Source organism: Candidatus Poriferisodalis sp., assembly GCF_965208485.1.
GTDB lineage: Bacteria > Actinomycetota > Acidimicrobiia > Acidimicrobiales > Poriferisodalaceae > Poriferisodalis.
The window spans coordinates 675,682-692,951 of sequence record NZ_OZ242344.1 but is presented as its reverse complement, the minus strand read 5'-3'; the positions used below and the strand labels follow the sequence as shown (position 1 = coordinate 692,951).

Here is a 17,270-nt window from a genome sequence, read left to right as displayed (position 1 = left end):
TCAGGGCCAGAGAGCCGCGCGGTTACCCTCGCTGCTGATGGCTGAGTCGGCGTTCGCACCGGGCACGCCCGACTATCAGGCGGTCGTCGATCACGCGCTGATGACGACCCGCGGCGTGCGCCAGCGCCTCGACTTCGACCGGGAGGTCGATGACCAAATCATTCTCGACTGCATCGATGTGGCCGAGCAGGCGCCCACCGGAGGCAACAACGGCAGCCGTCGCTGGATGATCATCAGGGATCAGCAGACCAAGGACCGGATGGCCGAGCTGTACCTGTCGGCCGGAGTCGACTGGGTCATCGAGACGGCGAAGCGGCTGGAGGGCAGCGGCCACCAGAACGAACGGTTGATGGCAGGCGCCCGCCATCTCGGCGAGAACATCGCGAGGACTCCGGCGCTGGTTATTCCCACGATTCTCGGGCGCCACGACGGCAGCGGACGGCCGGGTCTGTTCGATTCGGTGATCCAATCGGCGTGGAGCTTCATGGTCGCGCTCCGAAGCCGAGGCCTGGGAACCGTCTGGACCACGATGTTTCTGAACGAGGCGCCGGCCGTCGCCGAACTGCTGGAACTGCCGGGCCATGTGACCCAGGTCTGCCTCTTCCCGGTGGCCTACACGATCGGCACCGACTTCACGCCGACGTCACGGCGCTACCCGGCCGCCGATATCGCCTACTTCGATCGCTACGGCCGCACCAAGACGCGCGGCGGGCCGGGCGTCGTCGATGAGATCGATCTGAAGGCCAGGCCCGACGCGGTCGGGCCCGTCATCGAATCGCTCGACGTGCCCTCCGACCGCTGGCGATTCGACCTCGAGCAGGTCCCCGGGGGCAGCCGGCTGCGTCTCCACGCCCCGGTCGATCCCGGCGACGATCCATCGACGGCGCTAGCCGAAGTGCGGCGCACGCTGGACACGCTGGCACGGCGGCTCAAGAGCTAGCCCATACGGCTGTGTCTGATGTTCCGGATGGCTTACGCCATCCGCAGTGTCTGATGTTTCGGATGAGCTAGCTCATCCGAAAGTCGGGGTCGTGGCGGCGGAGTTCGCGGCGGGCGATGGTCATCTTGTGGACCTCGTCGGGGCCGTCCGCGATGCGCAGCGTCCGCATGTGGGCGTAGATCATTCGCTTTGGTCTATGCGCAGGCTCAGCCGTCGTCGAGGTCAATTGCTGGGGCGTCTGTCACAGCGGAACGGCGAACACAACCCGTGGAGAATCGCCGAGTGGCCTGCGGTTGTGGGGACGGCGCGGCGTGCGCCACTTGGGCTTTGCTGGCTCGTGCTGCTGCTGGCACGAGTGGACGCGGGAACCGGCTGGTACGGCGGGCACCGATGCCCGAGTGGACTCCTTGAAGCGAGCGGTGCAGCGTGATGCTCAGCTCACTCGAGCGTCAGTATGGGCGAGGTGCCAGTCGACGGTGTTGGCCTGTCGGCGGCCCCTTGGCTCACGGGTCACAAGCCTGTAGTTTGAATGCACGGAGATGACGATGGACGGCACGGAGACGAGCGCCCGGGAAGGGCTCACACCCGATGTGCTTGAGCGCGCTGTCCGTGCGGTCGTTCGATCAGCGGCCGCGTGCGCCTCATATTGCGAGCACGTTGAGCACAACGAGCCGGCGACAACTCAGCAGGTTGTCCATGCCGCGGAGCAGCTCCGAGAAACGGCGGCGCAGCTCGCTGCCGCCGCAGGCGTCTCGCTCAGCGATGCATATGCAACACGGATTCGAGACGTGGAGTCGGCCAGCCTGCTTCAGCACGGCTCGGCGTCCGGCACTTCCGAGCTTGCGGGGGCAGACGCCCTCGATGCCGCGTGCACTTGGGCCGATTTCCAAGTCGGGCAGCTCGCACATGACCGACAGTTTCATCCAGACGTCTTCGGGCTCCCCAAAGTTGAGCAACTGCGCCACTACACCTTCCATGTCACGAAGTTGGCGGGCCTGCTAGTCGATGCGATCGATGCGGGTACGTGGGAAGACTTCTGTCCCGAGCGATTGGCGGACGTTGCGGTGTTCGGCGTGAAGCTCGCGACGGTCTGCAACGAGAGGCTCCCGCCGACCGCACTCGAGGCCAGTGCCCAATCGGAGGGCGCGAGTGCCTCGGGGAGCCCCGAGGCAAGAGCTTGAGCGGCTTCTGGAGGACCGAAACGCTGCGCGCCCGGCTCCCTGACGAGCAGATCGTCGAGCCCTATAAGCCAGAGCTAGTCGTCAACTGTGCATACGAACTCCGCTTGGGTCACGAGGTGTACGTGACCGACAGCGAGTCGAAGACGAAACGGACGCTGGCTGAAGGCGAACAGGTGCGGATCCCGCCGGGCCATTTCGCGAACCTGCTGACCGAGGAAACGGTACGGATCCCGGCCGATGCGCTTGGTCTCATCTCGGCCAGGTTCAAGTGGAAGCAGCGAGGGCTGGTGAACGTCTCGGGCTTCCATGTGGACCCGGGGTACCACGGCCGGATTCTGTTCTCCGTCTTCAATGCGGGGCCGACGCCAGTGGTCGTGGCACGGGGCGATCGCTTGTTCCTGCTTTGGCTGAGCTCCTTGGACGCCGCGACTGGGGACGTCTACGACAAGCCGGGCCGAACCTCGATCACGAGCGCGGACGTCGAGAATCTTCAGGGCGATGTTGCGTCGCCGCAAGCGCTGGCAACCCGGGTCGAGAGCCTCGAACGCATTGCTCGAACCTCGGCTTGGGTCGTAGGCACGATCGCGGCCGCCGTCATCGCAGCTCTGATTGGTTTCGCTGTGAACTCCGCCCTTTCGAATGGTGGTGACAGCGATGGCGATGTGCCGGCTCCCACCGAGCAGTCGGGTTCGATAGCGCCAGACTCGGTGACGCCGGTCGCGCAGGAACTCGCAGCTCCGACGGATTAGGTCGGCCTAGGGGTTTGTTGACGCGGCCGAGCTAGGCCCAGCTGAATGGCCGCCCGCAGAAGCCTTGTCCGAGGAGCGGCTCCGCCCAGCTGACGAACGCCGCGACTTGGTCGTCCGTGAACTTTGAGCGGTGTCCGCGTCTGGCGAGGGTGTAGTGGAGTTCTGCGGGCAAGTCGGGTCCTGAGCCACCCCAGTACGTATAGCGGTCAGAGACGAGCACTCGGTCGACGCCGGTGTCTTTGTTGAGATTGAAGGTGTTGGTTGCACCACCGGCAAGGCTGTGGTGAGAGTCCATCTGGACAAACTCCCCTTGCGAGTTGGTGCAGTAGATGTTGTCGCCGTACTGGCGCTTCCTTGTTGCGTTCAGGATCGGGCGCTTCGGCTCGAAGCGAGGATCGTTCCAGAACTGGTCGAAGCTGAGTACCTCGCTGACCCTCATCACATAGACGACCTGGCCAGGTGGGAACTTGGCGGTTGTTGCCGTGCCGACGATGTAGTCGCCGACCTGCGCGACGCTTCTCACGATTGGTTTGCAGCAGGCAACGGTGCAGAAACCACCGAAGGGGTTCGGCGCAAAGCCGTAGTCCCTAGTGACGACGTACGAGAACAGCCGAGTCAAGAATCAGCACTTCGGGATTCGCTTGAGAGGCTGCTGGGGCCTTGGCTGGCCACCGGGCTCCTGCCAGCAGTCCTCGCCGTTGATCGCATCGACGATCCGGTCTCCTGTCCACCCGACCACTGCGTCGGCGTAGTCCTTTGCTGCCTCGGGCAGTTCGGCTCCGGCCTCACTGTGTTCGTAGACAGCGACGATCCGTGTGTCTGTTTCTTGGGCGTACTCGATCTCCCAGTTGACCCAGTCGCTGTCCTTGGTGTCTTCTGAGACAAGGACCACCAGACAACTCGCCCAGTCGATGCGGGGCTTGAGGATCTCGTTCTTGATGTACTGCTCGTTCTGAGCGTCGTTGAATTTGTCCTCCGTGATGGATCCGTTCTTGACGTCCATGCCCTTCGTGGCGAGCAGGTTTTTGAGCTTTTGGACGTGCTCGTCGTCTTCGTGGATGTGGCTGATGAAGATATGGCGTTCGTCAGACACGGCCCGCCTCCTGGAGCTAGATCGGATGGTTCCGACGCTAGCGAGGGGGTGTGACAGGTCTGTGTTCGCTGGTCGTTCGGTATGGTCCGACGGGGTGCGTTGCGGCTAGGGCCGCCACTGGGCCGTCGATCCGAGTCGAGTTAGGAAAGTGCTGAGACGTCGGGCTCGGAGCAGAACAGCTCCGCTTGCCCGCATGATGCGTGGGCAATGCTGGGGCCGTCATGATCGGATCGGCCTGACGCTGCCGTCGCGGGGCTGCAGGGCGCGTCCGGTAGATGCTCATTGAGCCCCCACTTCGGCGGGAACCACACCTCGAGAGGCGAAGGGTCGGCCTGAAACCGCTGTTTGATTCTTGTGCGACCGGCCCGGCTCGCAACCTCGGGGTGCATGACCCTTGCGTACTTGTCCACCTCGCAGAACAGGTTCTGACAGTCGATGAGTTGGAGCGGCCGACCCCAGAGGTCTATGAAATCCAACTCGCGCTCTCGCATCTCGTCTAGCTGGCGGTCGGCCGTCCAACGAATGACGTCCTCGACGGAATAGTCACCGAGGTCCGAGAAGCATTTCTCGATCCCGCTCCGCGCCCCTGGGCCTGCCATCACGAACTCCATCTCTGAGTAGTCCAGCGCAGAGGTGTAGTTGAGGTCGGTGACGAGCTGGTACGCCAGGAATGTGCCAACCCCCCGAAGCCCGCGGAGCAGCCCGAAGGCCTCGGCCATCGAGCCGGAACCGACGAGTTGATCGGGCAGCTTGGCGTCAAGCATGCCCTTGATCAGCTGTAGGTGGCTCGAGTGTTTCCGGCCGCCACCTCGGGAGGCGGGCGGCATGATGTACGCCGCGGAGTAGAGGCGCTGTCCTGTCCCGATGGCTCTCGTCATGACCGAGTCGTATCGTTCGACGTCGAACTCGGCAGCGGTGATCTCCCCGATCTCGGACTCGAGAAGTTCCCAGGTCGAGATTCGGTTGAACAGCTTGAACAGCAGCACCCGGAACACGACCTCCTCGGCCGATTGATCTCCTTGGTACGCCACGTGTCGGATCAGGTACTGGCTCACCCGGTCGGCTGCACGGTACGCATTGGTGAACCGAAACTCCGACAGAACAGGGTCGTCTGTCCACGGAGGCGGAGCACCCTCCACTCTCTGGTGGAAGATCTCCTGTCTGCGCGTCGCGAACGTCCAATAGCTGTCGAAGACGACCGTCGGCGCGGGCGGCTTCATCGCGGCCCGCAACGGTCTGCTCACTGCCGGCCGAGAATAATCGCCATGACCAGAGCGACAGCGCCTATCAGCGTCAGGTGAAAGGCGATGATCGTCGGTGAGACTGCAACCCTGTACCAGGGCGCAACCTTGTCTGCAACGGATCGCGTGTCCATCGAGAAATCAACGTCGGCTTCATCGACTTCGCGCATCTCGTCGTACAGCGCGCGATACAGACGTTCTTGCCGGAGGAAGTAGGCATCGAGACACCAGAAGGCGATCGCAGGAAGGTAGGCCAGATAGACGAACAGGATCTCGGAATTGCCCGCCGCCAAGGCGAACAGACCTGACACCAAGACGACGGCCCAGCCTTTGAGCAGGAATGAGTTCTGGCTCAGACGATTGATGACGCCCTGGATGATCTGTAGGTGGGCAACTCTGTCGCTCATGATGGCCTTGGACGGCAAGAAGTGGCTTGACCCGGGCCACCGGGTCGAGCCCTCTTCGCCAGATCGTATTGGGGACGCGTATCCGATGCGGTCTCATCCCGGGGTCGGAGTTCGCCCGGCTACGTGAGGTGCCGATGTTGATCTGGCTTAGTTCCCGCAGCGACCAATCCGCGTGGCCTATAGGTGTCAGAGCAGAGGAGTCCGTCGTTGATCTTGCACTACGGACACTTCGAGGCGGCCATCTACTCCGCGGGCGTAGCGCTGGAGGACGCTGATCGTGACGTTGTCCGAGCACTCGATGGCGGCGATGCGGGGTTGCGATACGCCGATCCGCTCAGCGAGGTCGCGCTGGGACAAGCCGGCGCTCTCACGCAGAGCGGTCAACCCAGCAGCCAATCGCAGTTCGTCCTCGATCTCGCTGACGCGCTGGTCGGCGCCTGGCGCTTGAAGGACCTTCTGCTCCCATTGTTCAAGACTCATCGTCGCTTCCTCCTGCCGGTCTGCTTTCTCGGTGCCGTCCTGCGTGGTGTCGTCTGCCGCCTCTCGGCGAGCTTGGCTTGATGTTCGTCGAATCGATCATCGGCGATCGGGATGTTCGATTCATACCAACGGTCCCAATCGTCGCCCTTGTCGCCGCCGACCAGCAGGATGGCCCTGCGTTCGAGGTCGAAGGCGAACAAGACTCGGATTTCAGTTCGTCCGGTTGAGCCTGGGCGGAGTTCCTTCATGTTGTTGTGTCGGCTGCTCTTGAGCGTGTCGACCAGCGGACGGCCCAGCGTCGGTCCCTGGTCTCGCAGCACGCGGATGGCAGCGAGCAAGGCCTCAGCGTCGGCCTGTTCGAGTCCCTCCGCCCACTGCCGGCAGGCAGGATGAAACTCGACCGACCACTGTGACACGTTTGATAATACTATTATTATCAAACGCCAACAACCACAGACGGATCGGGGTGACCTGAGCGCAAGCGACGTTCAGTTGGACGGGGCAGGCGAGACATTCTGTTTCGTGCTGGTGACTGCGGGGGCCGATCTCCTTGACTGGTCCATCCTTGACGCCCTCTCCGAGGCCGGTCGCGGCGACGCGACCATCGGGCACGACACGCTGGAGTTCACGCGGTCGGCGGCTTCACGAGACCAAGCCCTGTGCTCAGCCCTGCGAGACGTCGAATCGGTGGCAGGCGTGCCCGTAGTGCGAATCGAGTTGGGCGAAGGCTGGGCAGAGCGAGCCTGGCGCGCGCACAGTTCCAATCCCGCCTGAGGTGGCCGGAGGCCATTCCGGCTCATCGGCCCAGATACTGCCTCCAGTGACTCGCGATGTCGGTTCTGGCATGTGCGGCAGGGAACACTGCGCGTTTCACCGAATCCATCGTTTCTTCCAAATGCAAACCCAAATCGAGACCGCCGGTGGCTGCCATTCAGCCCGTCACCCACGCCGTCTCCCAAACCGGGAATGAATCACCTCAGCCTTGAACACCACCGCGGCCGAACCCAACCCGGCGTCGCCGCACGCATGCTGTCCAGAATCCTCGCCTTCACCACCGCCATCTGGCACAACCAGACCACCCACCGACCCGGCCCCGCACGCTCACTCATCGCCCACGACCACTAACCCCTTGGAACCAATCATCCGGTAGAACGTCCGGTGTTGTCGGCTGCCTCAAAGGCGCGCTCGACGCGGCGTGTCGTCCACACTGATGCTGTGCGGCTGCATCTGCAGCCTGCGACCTCGCGAGAGTCGGAAGGGACCAACAGTGTTCGGGAGAAAACCGGTGGACTCTCAACGGCAATCGCTCCTACGCTGGATGGTGTGAGCGAGATTGCTGAGGCTCGAGTGCCCCAGGCTGCGCTTGACGCGCTCGGAGACGTCGGACCGTGCGACGCAACTCTGCCGGCTTCGTGCCGGGAACTGATTCGATCCGCTCGCATGGCAGGCGCGTCCTGGGATCAGATTGGCGCCGCTCTTGACGTCCCGGCCACACAGGCTCGTAGCCTCTTCGTGCAGTCCGTTCCCTCGCTCCCAGATTCGTCGCCCCGGTCGTCAGCTGAGCCCGAAGGCGACGATCTGATGGACCTCGCAGTCGCCGAGGCCAAAGCCGTTCGGCGCCTGCACTCAGCACGCTGAGCCGACCCCTTCGACATGAGGGCGGTGGTTGATGCGAACGTGCTCATATCGGCAGCCATTGGCAAGGGACCGCCACGGCGAGTGCTCGAATTGTGGCGTTCGACTCGGGGCGTACGCCAACGCCTCGACTTCGATCGGGAGGTCGATGACCGGATCATCCTCGACTGCATCGAGGTGGCCGAGCAGGCACCCACCGGAGGCAACAACGGCAGCCGCCGGTGGATGATCATCAGGGATCAGCAGACCAAGGACCGGATGGCCGAGCTCTACCTGTCGGCGGGAGTCGATTGGGTGATCGAGACGGCCAAACGGCTGGAAGGCAGCGGCCACCAGAACGAACGGCTGATGGCTGGCGCCCGCCATCTGGGCGAGAACATCGCCAGGACGCCGGCGCTCGTCATCCCCACGATTCTCGGACGCCACGACGGCAGCGGCCGGCCGGGACTGTTCGATTCGGTGATCCAGTCGGCTTGGAGCTTCATGGTCGCCCTGCGGAGTCGAGGCCTGGGAACGGTGTGGACCACGATGTACCTCAACGAGGCACCGGCGGTCGCCGAGCTGCTGGAGCTGCCGGATCACGTGACCCAGATCTGCCTCTTCCCGGTGGCCTACACGATCGGCACCGACTTCACGCCGACGTCACGGCGCTACGCGGCTCCCGACATCGCCTACTTCGATCGCTACGGTCGCACCAAGACGCAGAACGGGCCGGGTGTCGTCGACGAGATCGATCTCAAGGCCAAGCCCGATGCGGTTCGGGCCGCCATCGAATCGCTCGACATGCCTGCGGACACCTGGCGCTTCGACCTCGAGCAGGTACCCGGGGGAAGCCGACTGCGTCTTCACGCCCCGGTTGATATTGACAGCGACCCATCGAAGGTGCTGGCCGAAGTGCGACGAACGCTCGACGCCGTTGCTGTCAAACTCAATGAAAAATACTGAAAAATAATTACGGGGCACAGATAAGGTGCCTCGGGTGGCATCAGGCGTTCATCCCAAGAAGGAGATTCGTCAAGCGATCAAGCTGCTCGAGGCGGCCGGATGGACCGTGGTGCTGTCGAGAGGGCGCAGCAGCCACGCATGGGGTCGGGCGCACTGTCCGTTCGGTCACCGGGAGTGTTCGGTTTCTATCTGGGGCACGCCGGCTGTCCCCGCAAACCATGCGGCTACCCTCGCGGCCAGGGTCGTCAAGTGCAATCAGCGCACCGCAAACGGATCGGGGGTGACATGAGCGCGAGCGACGTTCAGATGGACGAGCCGGGCGAGACGTTCCGCTTCGTGCTGGTGACTGCCGGTGCCGACCTCCTCAACTGGTCCACGCTTGACGCCCTGTACGAGGCTGGTTGCGGCGACGCGACCATCGGGCACGACACGCTGGAGTTCACACGGTCGGCAGTGTCACGGGATCAAGCGCTGTGCTCAGCCTTGCGAGATGTCGAATCGGTAGCAGGCGTGTCCGTTGTCCGAATCGAGTTCGGAGAAGGCTTGACGGAGCGCGCCTGACGCACGCGGAGCTTTAACCCCGCTTGGGGTAACCGCAGTTCAATCCGGCCATCGGCCAAGAAACCGACCCCGGCGCATGCCTACAGCGGACCCTCCGTCTGCCGCAGGAAATTGTGCAGGTTTCGTCAACTCCATCGTTTCTTCCGAATGCAAGCCAAATCGAGACAGTCGGTGGCTACCATTCAGCCTGTCACCAACGCCGTCTCCCAAACCGGGAATGGCATAGCCGAGAAGCAGTGGGTCCCTCAGAGGTCCCTTCGGATCGGCTGTGTCGGCGTTGGTGACAGACATCGACCCACTACCGGAGGGACCCACCTATGGGCGGCACGCCTTGCGCCGAAAGGCGGCCGCTGGTGGGCGGGACCCAGGCGAGCACCCCTAAGCCCGGATCCACCGGTGGGGTGTGCGGTGTGGGGTTGGGTGGGATGTCGGTGGTGCGGTTTGGGGTCGGGGCGGGGTGAGGGCTGGGCGGACGCGTGGGTGGTCGGCGGCGGCTTGGGGGGTGGTTTGTGTGCTGCGCCCGGGGGGTGTGCTGCGCGGCGTGGCGTGGCGCTGGGGTTTGTTCAGCAGCGCTGGGGCAGGTTGCGGATGTGTCGCAGTGCTGTGGTGAACGTGTCGGCCCAGGGCCGTCGGGCCGGGAGCCGCAGGGTGGGTCGGCCGCTGCGGTTGACGAGCCGGCCGGGCATGGTGAGCAAGCGGCGTGCGATGGTGGCCCCAACGGTGAGCTTTCGGGGGTCGTGGACTTGGCCGATGCGTGCTGTCCAGCGTGCGATGTTGTGGGCCAAGGCGGCGCAGGCGAGCCAGGCGGCGTTGGCGGTGAAGCTGGCTGAGGGGCTGTGGGCGAGGCCGCCGGCTTTGAGGTCGGCGGTGGCGAGCTCGACGCGTGCGTGGGATCGGCAGGCGGCGTCGGCTGCTTTGGTGTCGAGTTCGGCTTCGCTGATGTCGGTGACGAATGTGTGGTGGCGCCAGTTGGGGAACAGGTCGGCCTGGTCGCCGACCAGGCGGGTGCGGCGCACCACCAGCCGCACCGTGCGCTCGGGCTTGCGGTTGGGCCGCCGTGCGCTGGTGAGCGTCGTTTCGGCGACTTGGGCCTCGCCGTCGTCGGTGTAGCCGATCGGGGTCCAGTCCGCATCGTCGACGGCCGCGACGGCCCTGCCGACGGCGGGGTTCGAGGCGACAGCGATCACGAACCTGGCGTCGAGCGCGTCGAGCTTGTCGACCAGGCCCCACGACAAGAACCCCGCGTCCGCGCGCACCGTCAGCTCCGCGTCCGGGGCGAGACGGCGCACCCGGTTGACGGTCTCGGCGAAGAAGCGGACATGGCCCCGCTGGGAGGAGCCCTTGCGCATCCGGGAGTGCACGATCTCGCCGGTGTCGTCGCGTGAAGCCACCAGCGGGTGATATCCCAGCCGCCCACCGTGCCCGTATGCAGCGCCGCCCTTCGCGTCGCTGTGCACCACCGCGACCGTGGAATCGACATCGACCGTGACCCGTTCCGCCGCCGGGGCGGCGCCTGCGTCCCACGCGCGGCCCAAAGCCAGCTCCTGGACGCGGTCCAGCTGACGCACATGACCCCACGTGAAGGACCGCAAGAACGTCCCCAACGTGGACGGCGCCACCGGCGCGAACCCAACCACCGACCCCGCCGAGCCGGCCCGCAGCCTGTCCGCGTCCGAAAAGAAAGAGCCCCCCACCAGCATCGAGCACACCGCCGTGAGCACCTTCGCTCCCGACCCGCGGCCCGCCGCAGGCGGGCGCACAGTCTCGTCGATCAAGCCCTCCAAGCCCAACCGGCCCGCCAGCGTGCCCACCGCCAGCAGACCCGCGTCCCCCACCAAAGAGCCCACGTCGAACACTGCCACGACCCGGTCCAACAACCGCGTATCATCGCTCACAGAAAGCGCCTCCCGTCATGGCATCACGCCGCGATCTCACAACCGGCAAAATGCCACCCCAGCAGGCCTTTCTGGTGGACGCAAACCCCACCAGCCCAACCAAACCGATGGATCTGGGCTAAGCGATTCCGTCTGCGACCCGACTCCGCGGTCCTTTCGTGCCTGCCGAGCGTGCTGGTGGTGCTGCCGTTGGCGGGGCTCGCCCTGTATTGGGATGAACGGCGCATGGTGTTCACGCGTCCGCTGCACGGCGGGGCGAACCCGGTGGCAGCAGCGCGTCAGGTCATCCGAGGAATCGAGCCGTATCTCTTCGACCACGGCAATTTCCGCCCGATCGGACGCTTGTGGGAGTGGCTGGTCATCGCATTCGCCTATGACGCGAGCGAAGCGACTGCGTTGCCTCCACACGTGGTCTTGGGCGGGATCCGGCTGCTCATGGCTGCGTGTGTGGCGCTATCGGCTGCTGCGATCGTCAGGGCATTGATGCGATCCGCTGACGTGCAGGCAGGGTCGCTTGTGTCGTTGTACCCGCTGGCCCTGGCTGCGGTCCTGATCACGAACCGTGGCGGTGGCGCCTTGGGGGCGTTCCCGCATATGTTCGCAGGCTCGGTAGCGCTCATGCTTGTCATAGCGCTGATGATCTGCCGCGACCGCGACCTTGAACGACGGGCGCTACGGGGTCACGAGCGCTTCTTGATGGCTCTAGGCGGCGTAGTAGCGGCGGCGTTCTATGACCTGATGTATCTCACCCCGGTGCTCGCCGCGGTGTTCGTAGTGAGTCGAGCTGTTGCCGCGGCCATGCCGTTTCGCGCCCTGCTGGGGACCGCAGCAGCCCGTCGATGGCTTATTCACACCGTGGCGTTCGCTGTCGTGTTCGTACCAACGCGAGCGGTGATCGCCGTCATCTGTGCTTCCGGCGGCTGCTATGACGGCTCGGCACTCAGCCTGTCGTCCACCGCGGCAGGCGCGACGCTGGGACGGTTGTGGAGCGGGTTCCCCCTATTTGGCTGGGCAGAGGCGTCGGAGCGTTCGCAGCGTGCTGGTGTCGATCTCGGATTCGTCGATCTGTGCGACAACTCATACATCGTGATCGTCGTATTCGCGGTCGCCCTCGTGACTGCTGCTCTCGCGCGAACTGCGAAAGCGCCGTTTGATGCACGGCGGGCGAATCAGAGACAGGGCAGGCTCGCAGCGGCGCTGGTGCTGCTCGGCACCTCGACAGCGGTGGGTTCGGCGCTTGTCGCCGGTCTCTCGGAATGGACGCAGAATCGCCAGCCCGCCATCGGTGTCTCTTGGCGCGAGACGCTGCTCACGCAGGTCGGGTGGTCGTTCGTGGCCGCGTCGTGCTTGGTCGTGCTGCACAGGGCCGCATTCAATTGGACGGCCCAACGCGTGCTGAGGAGCACAGTCGCTATCGCACTCGCACTCGCGATGGCAGCGACGCTGCTTGCGAACTGGCAGCAAGCCGAGATTCGGCGCCGCAACGACGCCGACGCACTGACGAGCATGGTCGCCGCGAGCGCCGTGCTGCCAGCGGACGGTCGGGGCGCGAACGATGTCCGCTGCCGACTCATCGCAGCACTCACCGAGGAGGCCCCTGACGGGTGGGCAGGCGGCGAGATGGTCAGAGCAGATCTTGAGCAACTGTGGCTGACCCGCTACGGATTGCCGTACTGCGAAACGCCAGCCGAGTGATGATCGCCGTGTGCCCGGCGATCGTCAGTTGTCGCCGCGGCAGTACCTAGCCCATACGGAAGTCGGGGTCGTGGCGGCGGAGCTCGCGGCGGGCGATGGTCATCTTGTGAACCTCGTCGGGGCCGTCAGCGATCCGCAGCGTCCGCATCTGGGCGTACATCTCGGCCAGCGGGAAGAACTGGGTGACACCGCTGGCGCCGTGCACCTGGATGGCCCGATCGATGATCTTCAGCGCCATGTTGGGCACCACCACCTTGATGCCGGAGATCTCCTGCGCGGCGGCCTTGTTGCCGATGGTGTCCATCAGATGTGCGACATGCAGCACGTACTCACGGGCCTGGTCGATCTCGATACGTGCTTCGGCGATCCAGTCCTGGATGAGGCCTTGCTGGGCAACCGACTTGCCGAAGGTGTGGCGTTCGAGCGCCCGCTTGCACATGTACTCCAGCGCCCGTTCGGCCACGCCGATCGAACGCATGCAGTGGTGGATGCGTCCGGGGCCCAGCCGGGCCTGGCTGATGGCGAAGCCCTCGCCCTCGCCTCCCAGGATGTGGTCCTCGGGCACCCTCACGTTCTCGTACACCAACTCGGGGTGACCGCCCCGGTGGTGGTAGCCGAACACCAGCGGGTCGCGTTCCACCGTGATGCCCTCGGCGTCGCGAGGCACCACGATCATCGACTGCTGGCGATGGCGCGGCCCGTCCGGGTCGTTCTTGCCCATCACAATGAGCACCTTGCACTCGGGCCGCAGCGCGTTCGAGGAGAACCACTTGCGACCGTTCAGCACGTACTCATCGCCGTCCTTGTCGATCCGCAGGCGGATGTTGGAGGCATCAGAGCTGGCCACCTCAGGCTCGGTCATCGAGAAGGTCGAGCGGAACTCCCCCTCCAGCAGCGGTGCCAGGTACTGCTGCTTGACCCGCTCGGAGCCGTACAGGTTCAGAATCTCCATGTTGCCGGTGTCAGGCGCCGCGCAGTTCAGCGCCTCGGAGCTGAACGACACCTTGCCGAGCTCTTCGGAGATCGGCGAGTAGTCCAGGTTGGACAGCTTCGTGCCCGGCGCCTGCGGGTCGAGGTGGGGGATGAACAGGTTCCACAAGCCGCGTTCGCGCGCCGCCGCCTTGAGCTTCTCCATGATTGTCGGGGTGGCGTGCACTTGCCCGGCGGCTACGAGCTCTTCGTACTGCTCGTTGTACTCCTCCTCGTTGGGGTAGATGTGGTCGTCCATGAACGACTTCACGGCCTCCTGCATCTCGAGGCCCTTGTCGGTGTATGCGTGCGCCATGTCGGTGCTCCTGTTTGGTCTGTGAGGTAGGCAAGGTCGGCGCCGATCCGTACAGCGCCTGTGCGCCCCGAAAGCTAGCCCGCGGCTCAGATCAGTTTCAGAGCAACGCAGACAGGTGTTCAGGTCAGACGTGGGTGCCGACGCCGCCGTCGATGGTGAGGCAGGTGCCGTTGACGTAGTTCGCTGCGTTGCTTGCCAGGAAAACCACGCCGGAGGCGACCTCGTCGGCAGTGCCATAACGGCCCTGGGGGACTCCGGTGGAATTGCGGGCGAAGATCGCCTCGGCGTCGGTGTTGTTGGCCTCAGCGATCTCGGCTGCCGCTCGTTCCCACATGTCGGTGCGGATGAGCCCGGGGATGACGGTGTTGGTGAGCACGTTGTCGGCGCCGTACTTGCCCGCCAGCGCCTTGGCGGTGGCCACCATGGCCGCCTTGGTCGCGGCGTAGTCGATGAGCGCGGCGTTAGGGGAGAAGGCAGCGCCGGTGGCGATCATGATCACCCGGCCCCACTTCTGCTTGCGCATGTGCGGCAGGCAGAACCGGGTGCAGCGCACCGCCGACATCAAGTTGAGCTGGTGCAGATCGGTCCAGTCGTCGTCGGACATGTACAGGAAGTTCCGCGACGGGGAGGCGCCCACGTTGTTGACCAAGATGTCGGCGGGCCCGACATCGGCCGTGGCTGTCTCGAGGAATGCCTGTGTGGCGTCGGCATCGGACATGTCCGCCGTGTAGCCGCGGACCGAGCCCGATCCCGACGGCGGCACGTACGCAGCCAGCGCGTTCACCGCTTCGGCGCCGCGGGCGCAGAACGCCACGGCGGCACCATGATCAGCGAACAGCCGCACCGAGGCCTCGCCGATGCCCTTGGAAGCGCCGGTCACCAGCGCCGTCCGTCCGGTCAGGTCCAAATCGAGCATGGTCCTTGCCTTCTGCAGTCAACGTTCGGAATTGCTGCGCCGACGTGACCGATCCGGTGTCCATCGCATCTGCGAGGCGGGAACCCGGCCGCGCTGTACACAGCTGCCTCATCCAGTCTTGCCGACGAGGCGGCCGCTCGCGTATTGGCCCAACCCAATGCCGCCGACCCCGGGGCGAAGACTTACTCCAACAATCCGGCCGTTGGACAGGTATGAGTACTGCCAGAATCGAGCAGCAGTGGATTGACGACCCAATGGCCTTCACGGATGGTCCCGATGGCCCGCATGATGGTGCGGTCACTCTTGCGGCGTCTCTTGACTACGAAGACGACCTCGGCTGAGTCAAGTTGGGCGGCATAGAGCGGATGGTTGCCGAGTTTGGCCAAGCCTGCGGCGGCTTGCCGACCGGCACGTTCGCGCATTGTGAGCTTCATTTCGGAGACGATCCACTGATTGCTGCCGTCGCATTCCCGAAGTGCGATCGCGTCAGGGCGGAGTTCGTCGGGCTCGAATGCGGCGCACTCGTCGCAATCAAACGCAGCAATCAACCCCTCGATCGTGAGGGTGCAGTTGTCCTTACTGATGTGGTTCGGGATTGCCTCGTCAGGGCTGGTTTCCTCTGGACCAATGCGATTCGAATGCGGCGATCGGTCCAGCCTGCACTCGCAGGCCGAGTGTTGAGAAAGCAGTTGGTCGGCGTCGAAGCTCACCGCGCTTCGCCGAGAAGCCGTGCGGTCTCGTCGGCCAAGCGTTCTGCCACGGCTACGTACTCGTCTTCGGGAATGCCCCAGGCCGGATCGACCTCGACAGGTGTAACAGTCGAACCTTGCTCGGGGTCTCCGCGCTCGAATCGGTAGACAGCAAGGTCGTCGACGCTGATCGATGGAGCGTCCGCGGAATCCGGCGACGGTGTCTGAGCCGCCCGAAGCATGCAGTTCGAGACTTGGTGGAGGAAATCGGTGCTGTGGGTTGTGCACAGCACTCGTACACCCGCTTGCGAGAGCGCCACGAGTGTCTGCGCGACTGCGAGCACCGCCTCGGGATGCATGTGTGCTTCCGGCTCGTCGATCAGCAAGAGGTCTCTGGGGCCGAGCACGTCGCTGATCCATCTGATGAGCGGCGCGAGCTCGGCGACCATGGAGGAGGCACGCTGAACCGGAATGACCTCTTTGCCATGCTGATAGCTCAACGACGGCACCTGCTCGCGGCCTCTGGCAACCACGACGCTCCCACCGATGAGGCGCTCAAGATGCGACGCTGCCGTGGGGATATCAGGAGCGACTCGTACTGAGCGTCTCAAAGGCTTCTGCCACGCCCGTCGCTGAGGGCGAGGACTCGTCAACTGCTGGAGCTCGATGAGGAAATCGAGCGCGATGCCCCCAAGAGCGGCGGGTTCCCGACCCGTGAGCGCAAGACCCTCGCGGTCCTGTTCCAACCGAATCCGCACGACATCGGTCCAGGCCTCCAGCAAACCCGATCGTCCTGCGGGCAGATAGTGCGCCTGGCCTCCGAGGCCGGATGTGGGGACAAGGTGGCGGTACCACAGGTAGTCGGCGAGCATTGACGCCGTCCTGCGCTGTAGCAGCTCGCTGCGAGACGCAGCCCCTGCGCCCGATGAACCGGCGAGGAAGTCGTCAAGCAGTTCTACGACAGGCGTCTCGCGCAGGCCGCTGAGGTCGATGGAGTCCAGCGGAGAACCTTCGTGTTCGCCGGAGAGCGAGAAGAGAACGGTCGAGTCAGTCTCGGTGCGTCGACGATGCACGGCGATATCAAGTTCGCCGCCAGTCCTCCACCGCTTCAGTTCGCTGAGTTTCTCGACGTCGAAATAGACGGCGAGGCGGTCTGCGAGGTTGTGGCCCGCACGTTCGAGCCTTGAGCTGATCCATGTTTGGAACTTGCCGACAAACGACGATGCCGGCTCGGCGCCAGCCGTAGCCGCGTGGTTGATCAGGCTGATGACGTCGAACGACTCGTCGCGTGTGAGCGGTGGCGTTGCAGGTCCGTTCGCGCGTTCGAGCGCCTTGTGAGCGGCGTAGATCGCCTGAGCCGTGTACGTCTTGCCGGTGTTGTTCTTGCCGATCAGGATCGTCAGCGGGCGCAACTGAATGGTGCCTTCGGCAATCGGCCCGAGATTACGGAAACGGAACTCTGGGGTTACCGCAGCCTGGGAGTTCACTGGGCTGCTCCGCGACTCGAGCGAGCTACTCGACTCATGTCACGGGAGGCTAGCCGTGGCTCTGCGGAGGC

At 64.5% G+C, this 17,270-nt stretch carries 18 protein-coding genes; 7 read left to right on the top strand and 11 right to left on the bottom strand.

Features of this window, described 5'->3' with window-relative positions:
* Positions 1 to 37: 37 nt before the first annotated feature.
* The 3 genes from ACOGXQ_RS03295 to ACOGXQ_RS03285 all read left to right on the top strand — a co-directional run bounded on the left by ACOGXQ_RS03295 (position 38) and on the right by ACOGXQ_RS03285 (position 2,870).
* A complete protein-coding gene (locus ACOGXQ_RS03295) occupies positions 38 to 940 on the top strand; it encodes a nitroreductase family protein (protein WP_419946033.1) in 903 nt (300 codons plus the stop codon).
* Between the two features lie 545 nt (positions 941 to 1,485).
* Positions 1,486 to 2,121 (top strand): hypothetical protein, encoded by a 636-nt coding sequence (locus ACOGXQ_RS03290; RefSeq protein WP_419946032.1) that lies wholly within the window; start codon positions 1,486 to 1,488, stop codon positions 2,119 to 2,121.
* Entirely contained in the window at positions 2,118 to 2,870 is a 753-nt protein-coding gene (locus ACOGXQ_RS03285; protein ID WP_419946031.1) for a dCTP deaminase domain-containing protein, read from the top strand. Before ACOGXQ_RS03290 ends, ACOGXQ_RS03285 begins: the two co-directional genes overlap by 4 nt.
* Positions 2,871 to 2,901: 31 nt before the next feature.
* Here the strand turns inward: ACOGXQ_RS03285 and ACOGXQ_RS03280 are convergent, their stop codons facing one another.
* From ACOGXQ_RS03280 to ACOGXQ_RS03255, 6 genes are all read right to left on the bottom strand, one after another.
* Complete coding sequence (locus tag ACOGXQ_RS03280; protein WP_419946030.1) at positions 2,902 to 3,489, bottom strand: hypothetical protein; 588 nt, start codon at positions 3,487 to 3,489, stop codon at positions 2,902 to 2,904.
* A 3-nt stretch (positions 3,490 to 3,492) separates the two neighbouring features.
* Positions 3,493 to 3,963, bottom strand: coding sequence for a TIR domain-containing protein (locus ACOGXQ_RS03275; protein WP_419946029.1), 471 nt, complete (start codon positions 3,961 to 3,963; stop codon positions 3,493 to 3,495).
* A 140-nt stretch (positions 3,964 to 4,103) separates the two neighbouring features.
* A complete protein-coding gene (locus ACOGXQ_RS03270; RefSeq protein WP_419946028.1) occupies positions 4,104 to 5,183 on the bottom strand; it encodes a nucleotide kinase domain-containing protein in 1,080 nt (359 codons plus the stop codon).
* Between the two features lie 20 nt (positions 5,184 to 5,203).
* On the bottom strand, positions 5,204 to 5,611 hold the full coding sequence (locus tag ACOGXQ_RS03265) for a hypothetical protein (RefSeq protein WP_419946027.1): 408 nt from the start codon (positions 5,609 to 5,611) through the stop codon (positions 5,204 to 5,206).
* 186 nt (positions 5,612 to 5,797) lie between these two features.
* Entirely contained in the window at positions 5,798 to 6,091 is a 294-nt protein-coding gene (locus ACOGXQ_RS03260; protein WP_419946026.1) for a helix-turn-helix domain-containing protein, read from the bottom strand.
* On the bottom strand, positions 6,088 to 6,507 hold the full coding sequence (locus tag ACOGXQ_RS03255; RefSeq protein ID WP_419946025.1) for a type II toxin-antitoxin system RelE/ParE family toxin: 420 nt from the start codon (positions 6,505 to 6,507) through the stop codon (positions 6,088 to 6,090). The genes ACOGXQ_RS03260 and ACOGXQ_RS03255 overlap by 4 nt, the downstream gene beginning before the upstream one ends.
* A 76-nt stretch (positions 6,508 to 6,583) precedes the next feature.
* Here ACOGXQ_RS03255 and ACOGXQ_RS03250 point away from each other — a divergent pair, with 76 nt between their 5' ends.
* From ACOGXQ_RS03250 to ACOGXQ_RS03240, 3 genes are all read left to right on the top strand, one after another.
* Positions 6,584 to 6,865 carry a hypothetical protein gene (locus ACOGXQ_RS03250; protein ID WP_419946024.1) on the top strand — a complete coding sequence of 94 codons (282 nt, stop codon included), beginning with the start codon at positions 6,584 to 6,586 and terminating at the stop codon, positions 6,863 to 6,865.
* Between the two features lie 879 nt (positions 6,866 to 7,744).
* Positions 7,745 to 8,671 carry a nitroreductase family protein gene (locus ACOGXQ_RS03245; RefSeq protein WP_419946023.1) on the top strand — a complete coding sequence of 309 codons (927 nt, stop codon included), beginning with the start codon at positions 7,745 to 7,747 and terminating at the stop codon, positions 8,669 to 8,671.
* A gap of 285 nt (positions 8,672 to 8,956) precedes the next feature.
* On the top strand, positions 8,957 to 9,232 hold the full coding sequence (locus ACOGXQ_RS03240) for a hypothetical protein (protein WP_419946022.1): 276 nt from the start codon (positions 8,957 to 8,959) through the stop codon (positions 9,230 to 9,232).
* Positions 9,233 to 9,795: 563 nt separating this feature from the next.
* On the opposite strand, the gene ACOGXQ_RS03235 is transcribed toward ACOGXQ_RS03240, so the two are convergent.
* Complete coding sequence (locus ACOGXQ_RS03235) at positions 9,796 to 11,127, bottom strand: IS1380 family transposase (protein ID WP_419946021.1); 1,332 nt, start codon at positions 11,125 to 11,127, stop codon at positions 9,796 to 9,798.
* A 171-nt stretch (positions 11,128 to 11,298) separates the two neighbouring features.
* Here ACOGXQ_RS03235 and ACOGXQ_RS03230 point away from each other — a divergent pair, with 171 nt between their 5' ends.
* Positions 11,299 to 12,822 carry a hypothetical protein gene (locus ACOGXQ_RS03230; RefSeq protein WP_419946020.1) on the top strand — a complete coding sequence of 508 codons (1,524 nt, stop codon included), beginning with the start codon at positions 11,299 to 11,301 and terminating at the stop codon, positions 12,820 to 12,822.
* 46 nt (positions 12,823 to 12,868) lie between these two features.
* On the opposite strand, the gene ACOGXQ_RS03225 is transcribed toward ACOGXQ_RS03230, so the two are convergent.
* The 4 genes from ACOGXQ_RS03225 to ACOGXQ_RS03210 form a co-directional block, all read right to left on the bottom strand.
* A complete protein-coding gene (locus ACOGXQ_RS03225) occupies positions 12,869 to 14,107 on the bottom strand; it encodes an acyl-CoA dehydrogenase family protein (protein WP_419946019.1) in 1,239 nt (412 codons plus the stop codon).
* Positions 14,108 to 14,231: 124 nt separating this feature from the next.
* Positions 14,232 to 15,023, bottom strand: a complete 792-nt coding sequence (locus tag ACOGXQ_RS03220) for an SDR family NAD(P)-dependent oxidoreductase (RefSeq protein WP_419946018.1) — start codon at positions 15,021 to 15,023, stop codon at positions 14,232 to 14,234.
* 182 nt (positions 15,024 to 15,205) lie between these two features.
* Positions 15,206 to 15,733, bottom strand: coding sequence for a hypothetical protein (locus tag ACOGXQ_RS03215; protein WP_419946017.1), 528 nt, complete (start codon positions 15,731 to 15,733; stop codon positions 15,206 to 15,208).
* Positions 15,730 to 17,199, bottom strand: a complete 1,470-nt coding sequence (locus tag ACOGXQ_RS03210) for an AAA family ATPase (RefSeq protein WP_419946016.1) — start codon at positions 17,197 to 17,199, stop codon at positions 15,730 to 15,732. The genes ACOGXQ_RS03215 and ACOGXQ_RS03210 overlap by 4 nt, the downstream gene beginning before the upstream one ends.
* Positions 17,200 to 17,270 lie beyond the last annotated feature (71 nt).